The organism is Granulibacter bethesdensis (assembly GCF_001889525.1).
GTDB classification, from domain to species: domain Bacteria; phylum Pseudomonadota; class Alphaproteobacteria; order Acetobacterales; family Acetobacteraceae; genus Granulibacter; species Granulibacter bethesdensis_C.
This window is the reverse complement of sequence record NZ_CP018192.1, coordinates 1,412,480-1,426,667: the sequence shown is the minus strand read 5'-3', so window position 1 is coordinate 1,426,667 and position 14,188 is coordinate 1,412,480. Positions and strand designations below refer to the sequence as shown.

The following is a 14,188-nucleotide window of genomic DNA, read 5'->3' as shown; positions in this document are numbered from 1 at the left end:
TGACCGGACTGTGAAACAGGAGGTCGTGCTTCGCATCGCTTCCTGCTAAGGGATGGTGCATGCTTCTGGTAATAGACGCGGGTAACACGAATATCGTTTTTGCGGTCCATGATGAAAAAGGTTGGCGCGGGACATGGCGCATTGCAACTGATCATCAGCGGACCAGCGATGAATATGCCGTCTGGTTGCTGACGCTGTTGACCCATGCGCGGTTGACTCCTGCCGATGTGCATGCGGCCGTCATCGGCACTGTTGTGCCTGCCGCCCTGTATCATCTGCGTCGCCTGTGCCGGGACTGGTTCGAGGTGGAACCGCTGGTGGCCAGGGCTTCACTGGACTGGGGGTTCGACATTCAGGTCGATCACCCGGAAGAAGTCGGTGCGGATCGTCTGCTCAATGCAATGGCAGCGCATCAGACTTATGGCGGCCCGCTGGTGGTGATCGACTTCGGCACGGCAACGACTTTTGATGTCGTGGATAAAAGGGGTGCTTATTGCGGCGGCGTGATCGCACCGGGGATCAATCTGTCGCTTGAAGCGTTGCATCAGGCGGCAGCACGTCTGCCGCGTATTGGTATCGGGCGACCGCAATCGGTGATCGGCAAGGGTACGGTTGCCGCTATGCAGTCGGGCATATACTGGGGCTATATTGGCATGATCGAGGGCATGACAGCCCGCATCGAGTCCGAATTTGGCGCGCCGCTGAAAGTGGTCGCGACAGGCGGGCTGGCGCCGCTGTTCTCGGAAGGCACTCAGGTTATCAGCCGGATTGATCCTGATCTGACATTGGAGGGGCTGCGACTTCTGGCTCTTCGCAACCCCACACCTTTTTTAAACCGAGACAGAGCGAGAATGGTGGATGGTGACTGAACGGGGGTATTGTCTCCCGCCTGGGCATCCATCCGCGATACTGAAAGGATAAGATGACCGACACACATACGGAGATTGCTTTCCTGCCCCTGGGGGGGACGGGCGAGATCGGCATGAACCTGAATCTTTACCGGTCGCGTAGCCCGGCGGGTGAGCATTGGCTGGCGATTGACTGCGGCATCGGCTTTGGCGGCACGGAGCTGCCGGAAGTCGATGTGATGATGGCTGATCCATCTTTCATTGCGGAGCGGCGGGATCGGCTGACCGGGCTGGTGATCACGCATGCGCATGAGGACCATATCGGTGCGGTGGCATGGTTGTGGCCGCAACTGCGCTGCCCTGTCTATGCGTCCCCGTTTGCGGCGATGGTGCTGCGGCGCAAGCTGTCCGAGGCGCAATTACAGAATGAAGTGAGAATTCTGCCTCTGCCCCTGGGCGGAGCGCTGAGCATCGGCCCGTTCTCCCTGCGTACATTCCGCATGGCGCATTCCACACCGGAATCTCTGGCGATTGCCATCGACACGCCGCATGGCGCGATCCTGCATACCGGTGACTGGAAACTCGATCCCGATCCTCTGGTCGGTCCGCCAACCGATGAGGAAGGGTTGCGCGCGCTGGGGGATGAAGGCGTGCTGGCGATCGTCTGCGATTCCACCAATGCAATGGTGGAGGGACATAGTGGCTCCGAATCCGATGTGCGTCGTGGTTTGCGGGATGCGATTGCCGGTTTGAGCGGCCGTGTGGCGGTGACCTGTTTTGCCAGCAATGTCGCGCGGGTGGAAAGCATCGCCATGGCGGCAGAGGAGGCCGGACGCAGCGTGGCGCTGGTAGGCCGTTCTTTGCGCAATCTGAATACGGCGGCGCGTGACTGCGGTTATCTGCGGGATGTTCAGGAATTCCTGTCCGAGGATGATGCGCTGTCCGTTCCCGATGATAATCTGCTGATGATCGTCACCGGCAGCCAGGGTGAACCTCGCTCTGCATTGGCCCGGATTGCCGCGGATACGCATCCGAATATTGCCCTTGGGGAAGGGGATACGGTGGTCTTTTCCAGCCGTGTCATTCCCGGTAATGAGCGGGCAGTGAATACCGTTCAGGATAATCTGGTACGCCGTGGCGTGCATCTGATTACTGATTCTGAAGCAACCGTGCATGTCTCCGGCCATCCGGCGCGGGAGGAGTTGCGGCGTCTCTATCAGCTGGTGCGCCCGCGTTACTCCGTTCCGGTGCATGGCGAATGGCGTCACCTTGCGGCGCAGGCTGATCTGGCAGCGGAAATGCAGGCCGAACCGGTGATGCTGGAAGATGGCGATATTCTCAGCTTCGGCTCCGGGCGCCCTGAAATCGTGGACAGTGCTCCGGTAGGTCGTCTGGTGCTGGATGGCGGCAGGCTTTTGCCGCTGAATGGTGGTGTGCTCTCGGCACGGCGGCGGATGCTTTATAATGGCGTGGTGCTGGCGAGTATTGCGGTCGATGAGGATGGTCATCTGATGGGCCGTCCCAAGCTCAGCGCACCGGGGCTGTTCGATTCGCAGGAAGCGGAAGCGGCGAGGGTGATCAACGAGTTTGCGGCCTCTATGGATAGTCTGCCGGCTTCCTTGCGGCATGACGATGCATTGCTGACGGAGGCCGCCCGTAGTGCCTTGCGTCGCGCTCTGGGACGCAAATTGCAAAAGCGTCCGCTGGTAGACGTGCATCTGCTGCGTATCTGAAAAAAGGCAGGGGCATCAGATGTTTCGTCATATCGGCTGGTTCACGGCGATCGTGCTGTATGCGTTGATCTGGTGGACCCTGCTTTTTGCCATTCTGCCGCTGGGTACCCGCACCAGACAGGAGGCTGATGATGTCAGCGGGTGGCGCGGGACACCCGAAAATCCGCAAATTCTGAAAAAAGCTTTGCTGACGACCCTGATCTCCATCGTGGTGTGGGGCATTTTCATGACTGTCATCAACAGCGATTACCTCAGTTTCCGAAGCGGATGGCTTGCGTTGCCTAAAGATTAATCAAATGACTTCTATTCATATTTAAGAGGTCAAAAAATAGGCTTTTTCTGTTTTAAACGCTTATTTTTCAGTCAAAAAAGAGAGAAAATTGCTGGCCATCCCTGCGCGGTGCACCGATAATAGGCCCCAGAGAGAGGATGTTCCTCTTTCTGCCGTGTGACTGGCGTTTCCTCCCTAAACTTATGGCCCGCTGCGCTGATGCGCGCGGGCCTTTTTTTATGTGCAGCCTCTGCGGAGACTGGCGGCAGGAACAAGGGAATTGTAGGGTCCGCAGGCTTTTTGTGACGGATGAACCCATGCGCCTTTCCCGTGCCCTGATTCCCACCCTGAAGGAAACACCCGCCGAGGCCCAGATTGCCTCGCACCGGTTGATGTTACGTGCTGGTCTGATCCAGCAGGAAGCAGCCGGTATTTATGCCTGGCTGCCGGCCGGGCTGCGTGTTCTGAACGCCATTGCCAATATCGTGCGCGATGAGCAGGCCGAGATCGGCGCTCAGGAAGTGCTGATGCCGACCATCCAGTCGGCTGATCTTTGGCGGGAAAGCGGTCGTTACGATGCGTACGGCCCCGAAATGCTGCGGCTGAAGGACCGGCATGAGCGTGATCTTCTCTATGGGCCGACCAATGAGGAAGTGATCACCGATATTTATCGCCATTCGGTCAAGAGCTATCGTGAACTGCCGCAGATGGCCTACCAGATTCAGTGGAAATTCCGCGACGAAATCCGCCCGCGTTTCGGCGTGATGCGTGGCCGTGAGTTCCTGATGAAGGATGGGTACAGCTTTGATCTCGATTATGCCGGAGCCGTACGCAGCTATCGCCGCATCATGCTGTCTTATATGCGCACATTCCAGCGTCTGGGCGTGAAGGCGATCCCGATGCTGGCCGATACTGGCCCGATCGGTGGCGATCTGAGCCATGAATTCATTATTCTTGCCCCTACCGGGGAGAGCGAGGTCTTTTACGACGCAGCGTTCGAGGAAATCGACTGGTCCGGTGCGTCTTTCGATGTCGATTCCGATGCGGATCTGGAGCGTTTTTTCCAGACGATCACAGGCCATTATGCTGCCACTGACGAGAAGCACGATACAGCAGCTTATGAGGCATTGCCGGAAGCGCGTCGTCGCACCGGCCGGGGAATTGAGGTCGGGCATATTTTCTATTTCGGCACCAAATACTCCAAAGCCTTGAACATGACGGTTGCTGGTCGTGACGGGCAGAAGCTGCATCCTGAAATGGGCAGCTATGGGATCGGTGTCAGCCGCATGGTCGCGGCGGTGATCGAGGCGAGCCATGATGAGGCAGGCATCATCTGGCCGGATAGCATCGCCCCTTTCCGCGCGGCGGTGCTGAATCTGAAAAACGGTGATGCGACCTGCGATGCTATGGCCGAGGATGTGTATCGCCGTATTGGTGTGCGCCACGCTCTGTATGATGACCGTGATGAACGTGCGGGCGTGAAATTCGCTGATGCCGATCTGATGGGGCATCCGTGGCAGGTGGTGATTGGTCCGCGTGGGGCGGCTGCCGGGCGTGTCGAACTGAAGCGTCGTCGCACCGGTGAGCGGGTGGAAGTAACGGTCGAAGATGCTCTGGCGCGTATTCAGGAGTCTGTCTGATCTTGTTCAGTGCCTTTGAACGGGCTGTTGCCGCACGGTATTTGCGTGCCCGCAAGGGTGAGCGCTTCGTATCGGTGATTGCGCTGTTCTCGCTGATCGGCATCGCATTGGGTGTGGCGACGCTGATCGTCGTGTCCAGCGTGATGAGTGGCTTTCGTCAGGATATCGTTAACCGCATGCTTGGCGTGAACGGGCATGCGGAGATCGAGGCTTATGCAGGCGAGCAATTGCGTGATTATCAGGCGATTGTCTCGCGGTTGAAGGCGCTGCCGCAGGTGGCTTCAGCCATGCCGATGATTCAGGGACAGGTTCTGCTGAGCACGGATGCGGGCGGTTCCACCGGCGTGCTGGTGCGGGGAATGGAGCCGAAAGACATTGCCGCCATGCCCGCGATTGGCGGCCATATCGTTATGGGATCGCTGGATGATCTGAAAGGCGACGACACCATTGCGATAGGGGTAGGGCTGGCGCAGAGATTCAGGCTCCGCCCCGGTGATCCGGTTACTCTGCTCGCAAAAGAAGGGGCGGCGACGGCCATCGGGGTCATTCCACGCGTTGCGACCTATCGGGTGGCGGCGGTGTTCTCGGCCGGGTTGAGCCAGTATGACAGCGGCGTCGTGTTTTTGCCTTTGCAAGCGGCACAGATTTTCTTCCAGAAGCCGGATGGTGCGACCGGGATCGAAATCCGTGTGCATCAGCCTGATCAGGTGGATGCGATCGTACCTGACCTGCGTCAGGCCCTGAACGGCCAGAAAGCGTTTGCTCGGGACTGGCGGCACAGCAATGATCTGCTCCTTGGTGTGCTGAGGGTGCAGCAGGATACGATGTTCATCGTGCTGGGGCTGATCATTCTGGTGGCCGCGTTCAACGTGATTTCCTCCCTGATCATGCTGGTCAAGGACAAGCGCCGCGATATCGCCATTCTGCGCACCATGGGGGCATCGAGCGGTGCCGTCATGCGGATTTTCCTGATGTGTGGTGCCTTTATCGGCATCAGCGGTACGCTCATCGGTACTGTCATCGGCATTGTGATCTGCCGGAACATTGTTGCCATCCAGCACTGGATTGAAAACATCAGTGGCGGGCAGGTGTTTGATTCATCGGTTTTCATGCTGACGGCCCTACCGGATACGGTGGATTGGGCAGAGGTGGTTAAAACCGTGCTGCTCGCCCTGATCCTTTCGGTGCTGGCGACACTCTATCCCAGTTGGCGCGCGGCCCGCACCGATCCTGTCGAGGCTTTGCGTCATGAGTGACCGCTCTTCATGTGCCCTGCGGTTGGAGCAGGTCACACGCCGTTATCGCAGTGGTGACCAGGATCTTGTCATCCTCGATCATGCCGATCTGGAGCTGCGACCGGGTGAAATTGTCGCGCTGGTAGCGCCCTCGGGTACGGGCAAATCGACCTTGCTGCATCTGGCCGGTTTGCTTGAAAAACCGGATGAGGGCAGGGTTTGGATTGGTAGCCATGATGCCGGTGGTCTGTCCGATGCGGCCAGAACAGCGCTACGGCGCGATCATCTGGGCTTCGTATATCAATTCCATCATTTGCTCGGGGAGTTTTCCGCACTGGAAAACGTTGTTCTGCCGCAAATGATTGCGGGCAGAACACGCAGGCAGGCGGAGCAGAATGCGTTGGCCCTGCTCAGTGCATTCGGCTTGCAGCATCGGGCCTCCCATCTGCCGGGTATGCTGTCTGGTGGGGAGCAGCAGCGTGTTGCCATCGCGCGGGCGCTGGCGAACGGTCCCGCCGTGCTGTTGGCGGATGAGCCGACGGGGAATCTCGATATCCATACAGCCGAGACCGTGTTTTCTGCTTTGCTGAACGCCGTCCGGCATCAGAATGTGGCAGCCCTGATTGCCACGCATAATCCTGATCTTGCAGGTCGGATGGACCGTCAGGTCACCCTCCGTGAGGGGCGGATTGTTTCCGCCTGAAGAGACGAGTTTTTAAACGGCATAAAAAAAACCGGCTCAGGAGCCGGTTTTTTTGTTGGTCCGCCTATAAACCCGGCTTAGCCGCCGAACAAGCCACGCAGCAGGCGACGGAAGAAGCCTTCCTTTGGTGCCGGTGCCGCCGGACGATGCGGTGTCGTGCGGGACGGAGCAGCATGGGAGGCAGCGGCCTGAGCAACTGGCTTCGCGGCCGAAGAGACCTTACCTTCTGCCAGATTGAGGAAACGCTGCGCGTCGAGACCTTTTGGATCAATCCGGAGTGCGGTCCTGAAGGCATCGGCGGCTTCCGCCTTCTGACCGAGCGCATGCAGCAGATTGCCCAGACGGACATAGCCGCCAGCATAATCCGGAGATGCCTTGATTGCGTTCCCGGCAAACAGCAGACCTTCATGCATGTCGCTGAAATCGGCCCCGAGCAGGCTTTCCGCCCGGCCGAGAGCTGTAGAAGCGGCGGAATGATCGCCAAGTGAAGCCAGTAGATTACCAAGCTGAAGATAATGGCCGCCATAGGAAGGGGTTGCTTCAATGGCGTTAAGCGCGAACAACAGCCCCTCATGATGTCCATGAGCGGCTAGAACGCGGTTACGATCAAGGGTAGTGTCCATCAGCGGGCTCCGCATGGCAGGTCTGTCACGCGACGCATCGCGCCGCACTGGCGATGAATCGTCAGCGGCGGGACTGTAAACGACTGTCTGTTTCACTCCAAGACGGTGAAACAGATGATTTTATCAAAACCGTCGATTTTCTGGTTATTTTCCGACCTTGTCGGGTATGCCGGTTTGTTTCGATGGTTCAAGAGGCTTGATCGGGGCACATGGCGCACGCGAATTTCGTCCATCTGCGGGTTCATTCCGCCTATTCTCTGAGCGAAGGCGCGATCAAGACCGATAAAATCCCGGCTTTGGCGCGGCAAATGGTCATGCCTGCTGTCGCAATGACGGATAGCGGCAATCTGTTCGGGATTCTGGAGTTCAGTCAGGCCTGTGCCGGAAAAGGAGTGCAGCCAATCATTGGCTGTCAGATCGGTCTGGCCCGGCCGGAGCAACAACAGCGCTTGCCGCCCGATCAACTGGTTTTGCTGGCGCGTGATGAGACGGGTCTGGCGAATATCCAGCGTTTGTCATCGCTGGGTTTTCTTCAGGGAGAACCGGGAGCCAAGCCGCAACTCCCGTTGGAGACGATTCTGGCGCATGCGGAGGGTGTGATGCTGCTGACCGGTGGCACCACAGGACCGCTGGCCCGTCTGCTGGCGGAGGGGCAGAAGGGGGAGGCGGAGCGATTACTGGCTATGCTCAGGGAGGCTTTTCCTGATCGGACGGTGATCGAGCTGCATCGGCATGGTCTTAGACTCGAAAAAGCGATCGAGCCGGGTCTGATTGCTCTGGCGGATGCGGCTGGCTTGCCGTTGGTGGCCACCAATGACTGCTATTTCGCTCAGCCGGAGATGTATGAGGCGCATGATGCGCTGCTCTGTATTGCTGAAGGGCGGGTGCTGTCGGAGACGGATCGCCGCCGCGTCACGCCGGAACATTGGTTCAAACCGCCGGAAATGATGCGCGCCCTGTTTGCTGATCTGCCTGAGGCCTGCGACAACACAATCGCCATTGCCCGTTGCTGTGCGGTTATGGCGGAGACTCGTAAACCCCTTCTGCCGGTCTGCCCGAAAGTGCATGAAGGGCAGACGGAGGATGAGACCGTCCGTACCATGGCCGTTGAAGGCCTGGAGCGGCGAATGAATGATGTCGGGGCAGGGCCGGAGGATCGTGCCCGCTATCGTGAAAGGCTGGATTATGAGCTGGATGTCATCGCTCGTATGGGCTTCCCCGGCTATTTCCTGATCGTCGCCGACTTCATCCAGTGGGCCAAGGCGAATGATATTCCGGTGGGGCCGGGGCGTGGATCGGGTGCCGGTTCGGTGGTGGCATGGGCACTGACGATCACCGATCTGGACCCGCTGCGGTTCAATCTTCTGTTCGAGCGGTTCCTGAATCCGGATCGTATCTCCATGCCGGATTTCGATATCGATTTCTGTCAGGACCGGCGCGACGAAGTCATCAGCTATGTACGTGGTGAGTATGGTGGTGACCGCGTGGCGCAGATCATCACCTTCGGTAAGCTTCAGGCGAAGGCAGCCGTGCGCGATGTCGGTCGCGTGCTGGGGATGCCCTTCGGTCAGGTCAACAAGGTCGCGGAGCTGATCCCGAACAATCCTGCCAAGCCGCCAACCTTGCAGGAAGCCATCGATGGAGAACCTCGTCTGCAACAGATGCGGGAGAGCGACGAAGCGGTCAAACGCCTGCTGGAAATCGCATTGCAGATCGAGGGGCTGTACCGCCATGCCAGCACCCATGCTGCCGGTGTAGTGATCGGAGACCGGCCGCTGGTGGAGCTGGTGCCGCTGTATCGCGATCCGAAATCCGATTTTCTCGTCACACAGTTCTCAATGAAGCATGTCGAGAATGCGGGGCTGGTGAAATTCGACTTCCTCGGCCTGACGACTCTGACCATCTTGCAACGGGCCGTGAAATTTCTGGCTGGTCTGGGGGTGAGTGTCGATCTGGCGCATCTGCCGCTGGATGACGAGCGTACCTATCAGATGCTCCAGCGTGGCGATGCGGGCGGCGTGTTCCAGTTTGAAAGTCAGGGCATGCGGGACGTGCTGCGGCAGATGCGCCCTGACCGTTTCGAGGATTTGATTGCCGCGGTCGCGCTGTATCGTCCTGGCCCGATGGCGAATATCCCCGCCTACTGCCAGCGCAAACATGGCGAGGCCTGGGAGCCACCGCACGAGGATATCCGCGATATTCTCGGCGAGACCTATGGCATTATGGTCTATCAGGAACAGGTCATGCAGATTGCCCAGAAACTGGCGGGCTACTCGCTGGGGGCGGCGGACAGCCTGCGCCGTGCCATGGGCAAGAAAATCCGTGCGGAGATGGAAACCCATCGTTCCATCTTTGCCGAGGGAGCCTCCAAACGCGGCATCCCGGATGCCAAATCAGGCGAGATTTTCGACCTGATGGTCAAGTTCGCCGATTACGGCTTCAACAAATCTCACGCCGCCGCCTATGCGCTGGTTGCCTACCAGACGGCCTATATGAAGGCCAATTATCCGGAGCCGTTTCTGGCCGCCTGCATGAGTCTGGCGATCAATAATACGGACAAGCTCGCAGCCTTGCGGCAGGAAGCGACCAGGCTGGGTATTTCGGTGTTGCCCCCGGATATCAACCGGTCGGCAGCAGATTTTAGGGTCGAGCAGAGGGAGGATGGCAGGCTCGCTATCCGCTATGCGCTTGCCGCGATCAAGAGGGTCGGTCTTTCAGCGATGCAGGCAGTGGTCGCCGCGCGTGGAGGACAAGCCTTTACCGATCTGGCGGATTTCGCAGCCAGGGTTGACCCACGGCAGCTCAATCGCATGCAGATCGAAAATCTGGCGCGGGCAGGTGCCTTCGACTCGTTGGTACCCAACCGGGCTGCGGCGCATGGCGCGGCGGACATGATCCTGCGCCGGGCGCAGGCTGAGTCGGAGGAAAAAAACTCCGGCCAGATCGGGCTGTTTGCGGGGGCCGCTACGCCGGAGCCGTTACGTCTGCCATCCTGCCCCGACTGGCCGGATATGGAGCGGCTGAGCTTCGAGGCCGAGGCCATTGGCTTTCATCTCACCGCCCATCCGCTGGACGTCTATACGGTGACGTTGCAGAAACTGAGGGTGCTTCCAAGCAACCGGATCGAGGAACATGCGGCGCGCCATGGCGATCAGCGTGTTCGTCTGGCCGGCTGTGTGGTGAATGCGAAAGAGCGTACCACCCGCACCGGCAGCCGCATGGCCTGGGTACGTCTGTCCGATGCTGGCGGCAGCTATGAAATTACGGTGTTCAGTGAGGTTCTTTCCCGTTCCCGCGATGCGCTGCGGATCGGTGCCTGTGTACTGGCGACTGCCGATATCAAAGCCGAAGGGGAGGATTCGATCCGCATTACGGCTCAGGACATTATGCCTCTGGATGATGCAGCGGGCGGCACAGCGGGAATGATGCGCGTCTGGCTGAAAGACAATGCTGATATCGGGCAGATCCGTGCGGTGCTGTCCCGTCCGGATACGAAGGGGAAGGGGCATGTCGTCCTGATTCCACGTCTGAATGAGGATCAGGAGGTGGAAATCGAGCTTCCGGGTGGTTTCAACGTCACCCCTCGTCTGGGGCAGGCCTTGAAACTCGTCCCGGGCGTAGAGCGGGTAGAGGAAGTCTGAGCATCGCAGCCCTGCAACGAGGTGCTTGCAAGGGGCGGCATCTTCCGCCATATCCGCCCGGTCCGCAGGTGATGCTGTCCCCTGTATGGGCAAATTCGCACGCGGGGTGCTTCTGGTGCCAAAAGCCTTGAGCCCCGCGGAGGTGTAACCAGAAGACGAAAGGAGCACGCTTATGGCGATGCCCGAATTCACTCTGCGCCAGCTGCTGGAAGCCGGCGTCCATTTCGGCCACCACACCCGTCGGTGGAACCCCCGCATGGCGCCGTTTATTTTCGGCGTGCGCAATCAGGTTCATATTCTCGACCTGCAGCAGACTGTTCCACTGCTTGACCGTTCCCTACGCGCCATCCGCGACGTGGTTGCGGGCGGTGGACGCGTTCTGTTCGTCGGCACCAAGCGCGCCGCGGCTGAATATGTCGCTGAATCCGCGCAGCGTTGCGGTCAGTATTATGTGAACCACCGTTGGCTGGGCGGCATGCTCACCAACTGGAAAACGATCACAGGCAGCATCAAGCGTCTGCGTCAGATCGACGAGATGCTTGCGGGTGACACGACCGGCCTGACGAAGAAAGAAGTGCTGGACATTACGCGTGACCGCGAAAAGCTGGAACGCGCGCTGGGCGGCATCAAGGATATGGGCGGCCTGCCGGACATCCTGTTCATCATCGACACCAACAAGGAAAAGCTGGCGGTCGAAGAAGCCAACAAGCTGGGCATTCCGGTTGTGGCAGTTCTGGACAGCAACTCCGATCCGTCCGGCGTAACCTATCCGATCCCGGGCAATGATGATGCCATCCGCGCCATCACCATGTATTGCGATCTGGTTGCCAGTGCTGTGCTGGATGGTATCAGCGCCGAGATGATCGCTTCCGGCCGTGACCTCGGTGCCGCCGAGGAACTGGCTCCGGAAATTCTGCCTGAGCCGGAAGCGGCGCAGGCCACCGCCTGAGACCTGACTTCAAGGCAATCTCCGTCCGGCAACACCCTGCAAAAGGTTGTTTCCGGGCGGGACCATCTTTGCCCGGCGTTCCATTCCTTGCCTGCTGAATGATCAGCGTGGCTCCCTGCATCGGTGACACGATAATGTCATGCAGGAATGACGGGACAAACGGGTTTTAAAGGGGGCATCGCCCCCCTGATTCATTTCTGCTTGAGGAGTTTCCCATGGCCGAGATTACCGCCGCCCTCGTCAAAGAGCTGCGCGAGACGACCGGCGCTGGCATGATGGACTGCAAGAAGGCGCTGTCAGAAACCAATGGCGATCTGGAAGCAGCCATTGACTGGCTGCGCAAAAAGGGCCTTTCCGCCGCTGCCAAGAAGTCCGGTCGCGTTGCGGCTGAAGGTCTGGTCGGTGTTGCGAGCGCTCCCCAGACTGCCGCTATGGTCGAAGTCAATGCCGAGACCGATTTCGTGGCTCGTAACGAGCTGTTCCAGGCGTTTGTGACCGAAGCCGCCAAGGTTGCGCTGACGGTTGGTGAAGATGTGGAAGCCATCAAGGCCGCGCCCTATCCTGGCACCGAGCGCACCGTGGCCGAGCAGCTGACGCATCTGGTGGCGACGATCGGCGAAAACATGAACATCCGTCGTGCCCGCGTCCTGTCGGTGCCGCAGGGTGTTGTTGCCTCCTATATCCACAGCCCGGTGAAGCCTGGGCTTGGCAAGATCGGCGTGCTGGTGGCCGTGGAAAGCGCTTCGGAGATTTCTGCTCTGGAAACGCTGGGCCGTCAGGTTGGTATGCAGGTTGCGGCTGCTAATCCGCATTCTCTGGACACGGACAGCGTCGATCCAGCCGCTCTGGAGCGCGAGAAGGCCGTGTTAACCGAGCAGGCCCGTGCCTCCGGTAAGCCGGAGGCCATTATCGAGAAGATGGTCGAAGGCCGTATCCGCAAGTATTACGAGGAAGTGGTGCTGCTGGAGCAGGTCTGGGTGCATGATGGTGAAAGCCGTGTAAAGGCCATCGTGAAGAATGCCGGCGCCAAACTGACCGGCTTCGCCCGTTTCCAACTCGGCGAAGGTGTCGAAAAAGGGCCCGAAAGTGACTTCGCTGCTGAAGTTGCTGCTGCGGCCGGTCTTGCCTGATCGACCGAAGACCATCCATCTGACACGGGAAAGCTGAGTTTTATCAGCCTCCATGAATAATATCATCGCCCGTCCCACAAAAATGGGGCGGGCTTTTGTATGTAATCTGCCCGATACACGATGGGGAGGAGACTCTGAAGCTGCGGGATGAATAAGAATATAAAGGGCGCGTCATCGGGAGATGGTTTAAGTGAGGGCCGATGATGGCAATAATCTGATGAGATAAGACCCGCAATGACGAACGTGCAGGCGGAAAATGGCTTGTCTACCTTCTGTGTCTACGTCAAGAAGGAGAGTGTTTGCATGCCCTGTGACAAATTGTCCGAGTTGACGAATGAGGGGGAAATGCCGATGGACGAGATCTATGTCCACCTGTCTGCTCTCACCATCGATGAGATTATGGGCCGTGGCGCGTCAGTTCCGGAAAAATGACGCACATGGCCTGAAAATGTCGTGCCGTTCATGATAGAGTGGTTTTAGCTGTCGCTGCGCCGGCGCGTTTGCGCATGCAGAAGAGTAAGAGAGTGCCAATGAGCCGAAGAAGGTCTTCGCGTATCTCAGCCTGTATCGGCTTGCTTCCCACCCTTCTGTTGATGGGATGCAAGCTGGATCTGATGGATCCGGCCGGTGCTATCGGACGGGCGGAAAAGAATCTGATCCTGGTTTCCACCGCACTGATGCTGCTGGTCGTGGTTCCTGTCATTTTTATGACATTCCTGTTTGCCTGGAAATATCGAGCTTCTAACAGAAACGCGATCTACCGTCCGAACTGGCACCATTCGACGGTGCTTGAAATCATCGTCTGGTCGGTTCCCTGTGCAATCATCATCGTGCTGGCAGCGATCACCTGGCGCACAACGCACGAGCTTGATCCCTACAAGCCGCTTGATGTCGCCGGCAAGCCTTTGAAGATTGAGGTCGTCGCCCTGGACTGGAAGTGGATGTTCATCTATCCCGAACAGGGAATTGCGACGGTCAATCAGATGGCAATGCCGCTGAACACACCGGTTGAGTTCTCCATCACATCTGATTCCGTCATGAATGACTTCTTCATTCCGCAGCTGGGCAGCCAAATCTATGCCATGACAGGAATGGAAACCAAGCTTCATCTGATTGCCGATCGTGCAGGAACCTATGATGGGCTGGCCGCGAATTTTAACGGTGATGGCTTCTCCGACATGCGCTTCAAGGTCATTGCCACCGATCAGAAGGGCTTTGACGACTGGGTGCAGAAAGCGCGTCAGTCCGGCACCACACTCGACCTGAAGACTTATTCCGAGCTTGCCAAGCCGAGCGAGAAAAATCCTGTCGCTTATTACTCCAAGGTGGAGCCCGGTCTCTTCAGCCATATCATTCATGGCTATCAGCCCCACATGAGCATGTCCCACGAGGGCATGTGACGGGCGAACGAGGAC

The 14,188-nt window shown here is 58.5% G+C and carries 12 protein-coding genes; 11 read left to right on the top strand and 1 reads right to left on the bottom strand.

Translation table 11 applies throughout. The annotated features are described in order from the left end of the window. Nucleotides 1-59: 59 nt before the first annotated feature. The 6 genes from GbCGDNIH6_RS06560 (at nucleotide 60) to GbCGDNIH6_RS06535 (ending at nucleotide 6,430) form a co-directional block, all read left to right on the top strand. On the top strand, nucleotides 60-869 hold the full coding sequence (locus GbCGDNIH6_RS06560; protein WP_072563286.1) for a type III pantothenate kinase: 810 nt from the start codon (nucleotides 60-62) through the stop codon (nucleotides 867-869). Between the two features lie 53 nt (nucleotides 870-922). After that, nucleotides 923-2,581 carry a ribonuclease J gene (locus tag GbCGDNIH6_RS06555; protein ID WP_072563285.1) on the top strand — a complete coding sequence of 553 codons (1,659 nt, stop codon included), beginning with the start codon at nucleotides 923-925 and terminating at the stop codon, nucleotides 2,579-2,581. Between the two features lie 19 nt (nucleotides 2,582-2,600). Continuing rightward, the gene (locus GbCGDNIH6_RS06550; protein ID WP_011631992.1) at nucleotides 2,601-2,873 is read left to right on the top strand and encodes a DUF1467 family protein; all 273 of its coding nucleotides are present in this window, start codon (nucleotides 2,601-2,603) and stop codon (nucleotides 2,871-2,873) included. Between the two features lie 296 nt (nucleotides 2,874-3,169). Beyond that, nucleotides 3,170-4,492 (top strand): proline--tRNA ligase, encoded by a 1,323-nt coding sequence (proS, locus tag GbCGDNIH6_RS06545; protein ID WP_072564417.1) that lies wholly within the window; start codon nucleotides 3,170-3,172, stop codon nucleotides 4,490-4,492. A gap of 2 nt (nucleotides 4,493-4,494) precedes the next feature. Next, complete coding sequence (locus GbCGDNIH6_RS06540; RefSeq protein ID WP_072563284.1) at nucleotides 4,495-5,748, top strand: lipoprotein-releasing ABC transporter permease subunit; 1,254 nt, start codon at nucleotides 4,495-4,497, stop codon at nucleotides 5,746-5,748. Then, nucleotides 5,741-6,430: an ABC transporter ATP-binding protein gene (locus GbCGDNIH6_RS06535; RefSeq protein WP_072563283.1), complete on the top strand. Its 690-nt coding sequence runs from the start codon at nucleotides 5,741-5,743 to the stop codon at nucleotides 6,428-6,430. Before GbCGDNIH6_RS06540 ends, GbCGDNIH6_RS06535 begins: the two co-directional genes overlap by 8 nt. Before the next feature lie 77 nt (nucleotides 6,431-6,507). On the opposite strand, the gene GbCGDNIH6_RS06530 is transcribed toward GbCGDNIH6_RS06535, so the two are convergent. After that, the gene (locus tag GbCGDNIH6_RS06530; protein ID WP_072563282.1) at nucleotides 6,508-7,053 is read right to left on the bottom strand and encodes a tetratricopeptide repeat protein; all 546 of its coding nucleotides are present in this window, start codon (nucleotides 7,051-7,053) and stop codon (nucleotides 6,508-6,510) included. Nucleotides 7,054-7,262: 209 nt separating this feature from the next. Between GbCGDNIH6_RS06530 and dnaE the strand changes: the two genes are divergently transcribed. The 5 genes from dnaE (at nucleotide 7,263) to cyoA (ending at nucleotide 14,173) form a co-directional block, all read left to right on the top strand. Further along, entirely contained in the window at nucleotides 7,263-10,694 is a 3,432-nt protein-coding gene (gene dnaE, locus GbCGDNIH6_RS06525; protein ID WP_072563281.1) for a DNA polymerase III subunit alpha, read from the top strand. 172 nt (nucleotides 10,695-10,866) lie between these two features. Further along, entirely contained in the window at nucleotides 10,867-11,643 is a 777-nt protein-coding gene (rpsB, locus tag GbCGDNIH6_RS06520) for a 30S ribosomal protein S2 (protein WP_072563280.1), read from the top strand. A 215-nt stretch (nucleotides 11,644-11,858) separates the two neighbouring features. Beyond that, the gene (gene tsf, locus GbCGDNIH6_RS06515; RefSeq protein ID WP_072563279.1) at nucleotides 11,859-12,773 is read left to right on the top strand and encodes a translation elongation factor Ts; all 915 of its coding nucleotides are present in this window, start codon (nucleotides 11,859-11,861) and stop codon (nucleotides 12,771-12,773) included. A 303-nt stretch (nucleotides 12,774-13,076) separates the two neighbouring features. Beyond that, nucleotides 13,077-13,205, top strand: a complete 129-nt coding sequence (locus tag GbCGDNIH6_RS12680) for a hypothetical protein (RefSeq protein WP_269765622.1) — start codon at nucleotides 13,077-13,079, stop codon at nucleotides 13,203-13,205. Nucleotides 13,206-13,279: 74 nt separating this feature from the next. Then, nucleotides 13,280-14,173 carry a ubiquinol oxidase subunit II gene (gene cyoA / locus GbCGDNIH6_RS06505; RefSeq protein ID WP_198355721.1) on the top strand — a complete coding sequence of 298 codons (894 nt, stop codon included), beginning with the start codon at nucleotides 13,280-13,282 and terminating at the stop codon, nucleotides 14,171-14,173. The last annotated feature ends 15 nt before the right edge of the window (nucleotides 14,174-14,188 follow it).

What these genes read in the sequence shown, in the direction of transcription:
- GbCGDNIH6_RS06560 (WP_072563286.1), top strand. Translation starts at nt 60, where the DNA reads ATGCTTCTGGTAATAGACGCGGGTAACACGAATATCGTTTTTGCGGTC.
- GbCGDNIH6_RS06555 (WP_072563285.1), top strand. Translation starts at nt 923, where the DNA reads ATGACCGACACACATACGGAGATTGCTTTCCTGCCCCTGGGGGGGACG.
- GbCGDNIH6_RS06550 (WP_011631992.1), top strand. Translation starts at nt 2,601, where the DNA reads ATGTTTCGTCATATCGGCTGGTTCACGGCGATCGTGCTGTATGCGTTG.
- proS (WP_072564417.1), top strand. Translation starts at nt 3,170, where the DNA reads ATGCGCCTTTCCCGTGCCCTGATTCCCACCCTGAAGGAAACACCCGCC.
- GbCGDNIH6_RS06535 (WP_072563283.1), top strand. Translation starts at nt 5,741, where the DNA reads ATGAGTGACCGCTCTTCATGTGCCCTGCGGTTGGAGCAGGTCACACGC.
- GbCGDNIH6_RS06530 (WP_072563282.1), bottom strand. Translation starts at nt 7,053, where the DNA reads ATGGACACTACCCTTGATCGTAACCGCGTTCTAGCCGCTCATGGACAT.
- dnaE (WP_072563281.1), top strand. Translation starts at nt 7,263, where the DNA reads ATGGCGCACGCGAATTTCGTCCATCTGCGGGTTCATTCCGCCTATTCT.
- rpsB (WP_072563280.1), top strand. Translation starts at nt 10,867, where the DNA reads ATGGCGATGCCCGAATTCACTCTGCGCCAGCTGCTGGAAGCCGGCGTC.
- tsf (WP_072563279.1), top strand. Translation starts at nt 11,859, where the DNA reads ATGGCCGAGATTACCGCCGCCCTCGTCAAAGAGCTGCGCGAGACGACC.
- GbCGDNIH6_RS12680 (WP_269765622.1), top strand. Translation starts at nt 13,077, where the DNA reads ATGCCCTGTGACAAATTGTCCGAGTTGACGAATGAGGGGGAAATGCCG.
- cyoA (WP_198355721.1), top strand. Translation starts at nt 13,280, where the DNA reads ATGCAGAAGAGTAAGAGAGTGCCAATGAGCCGAAGAAGGTCTTCGCGT.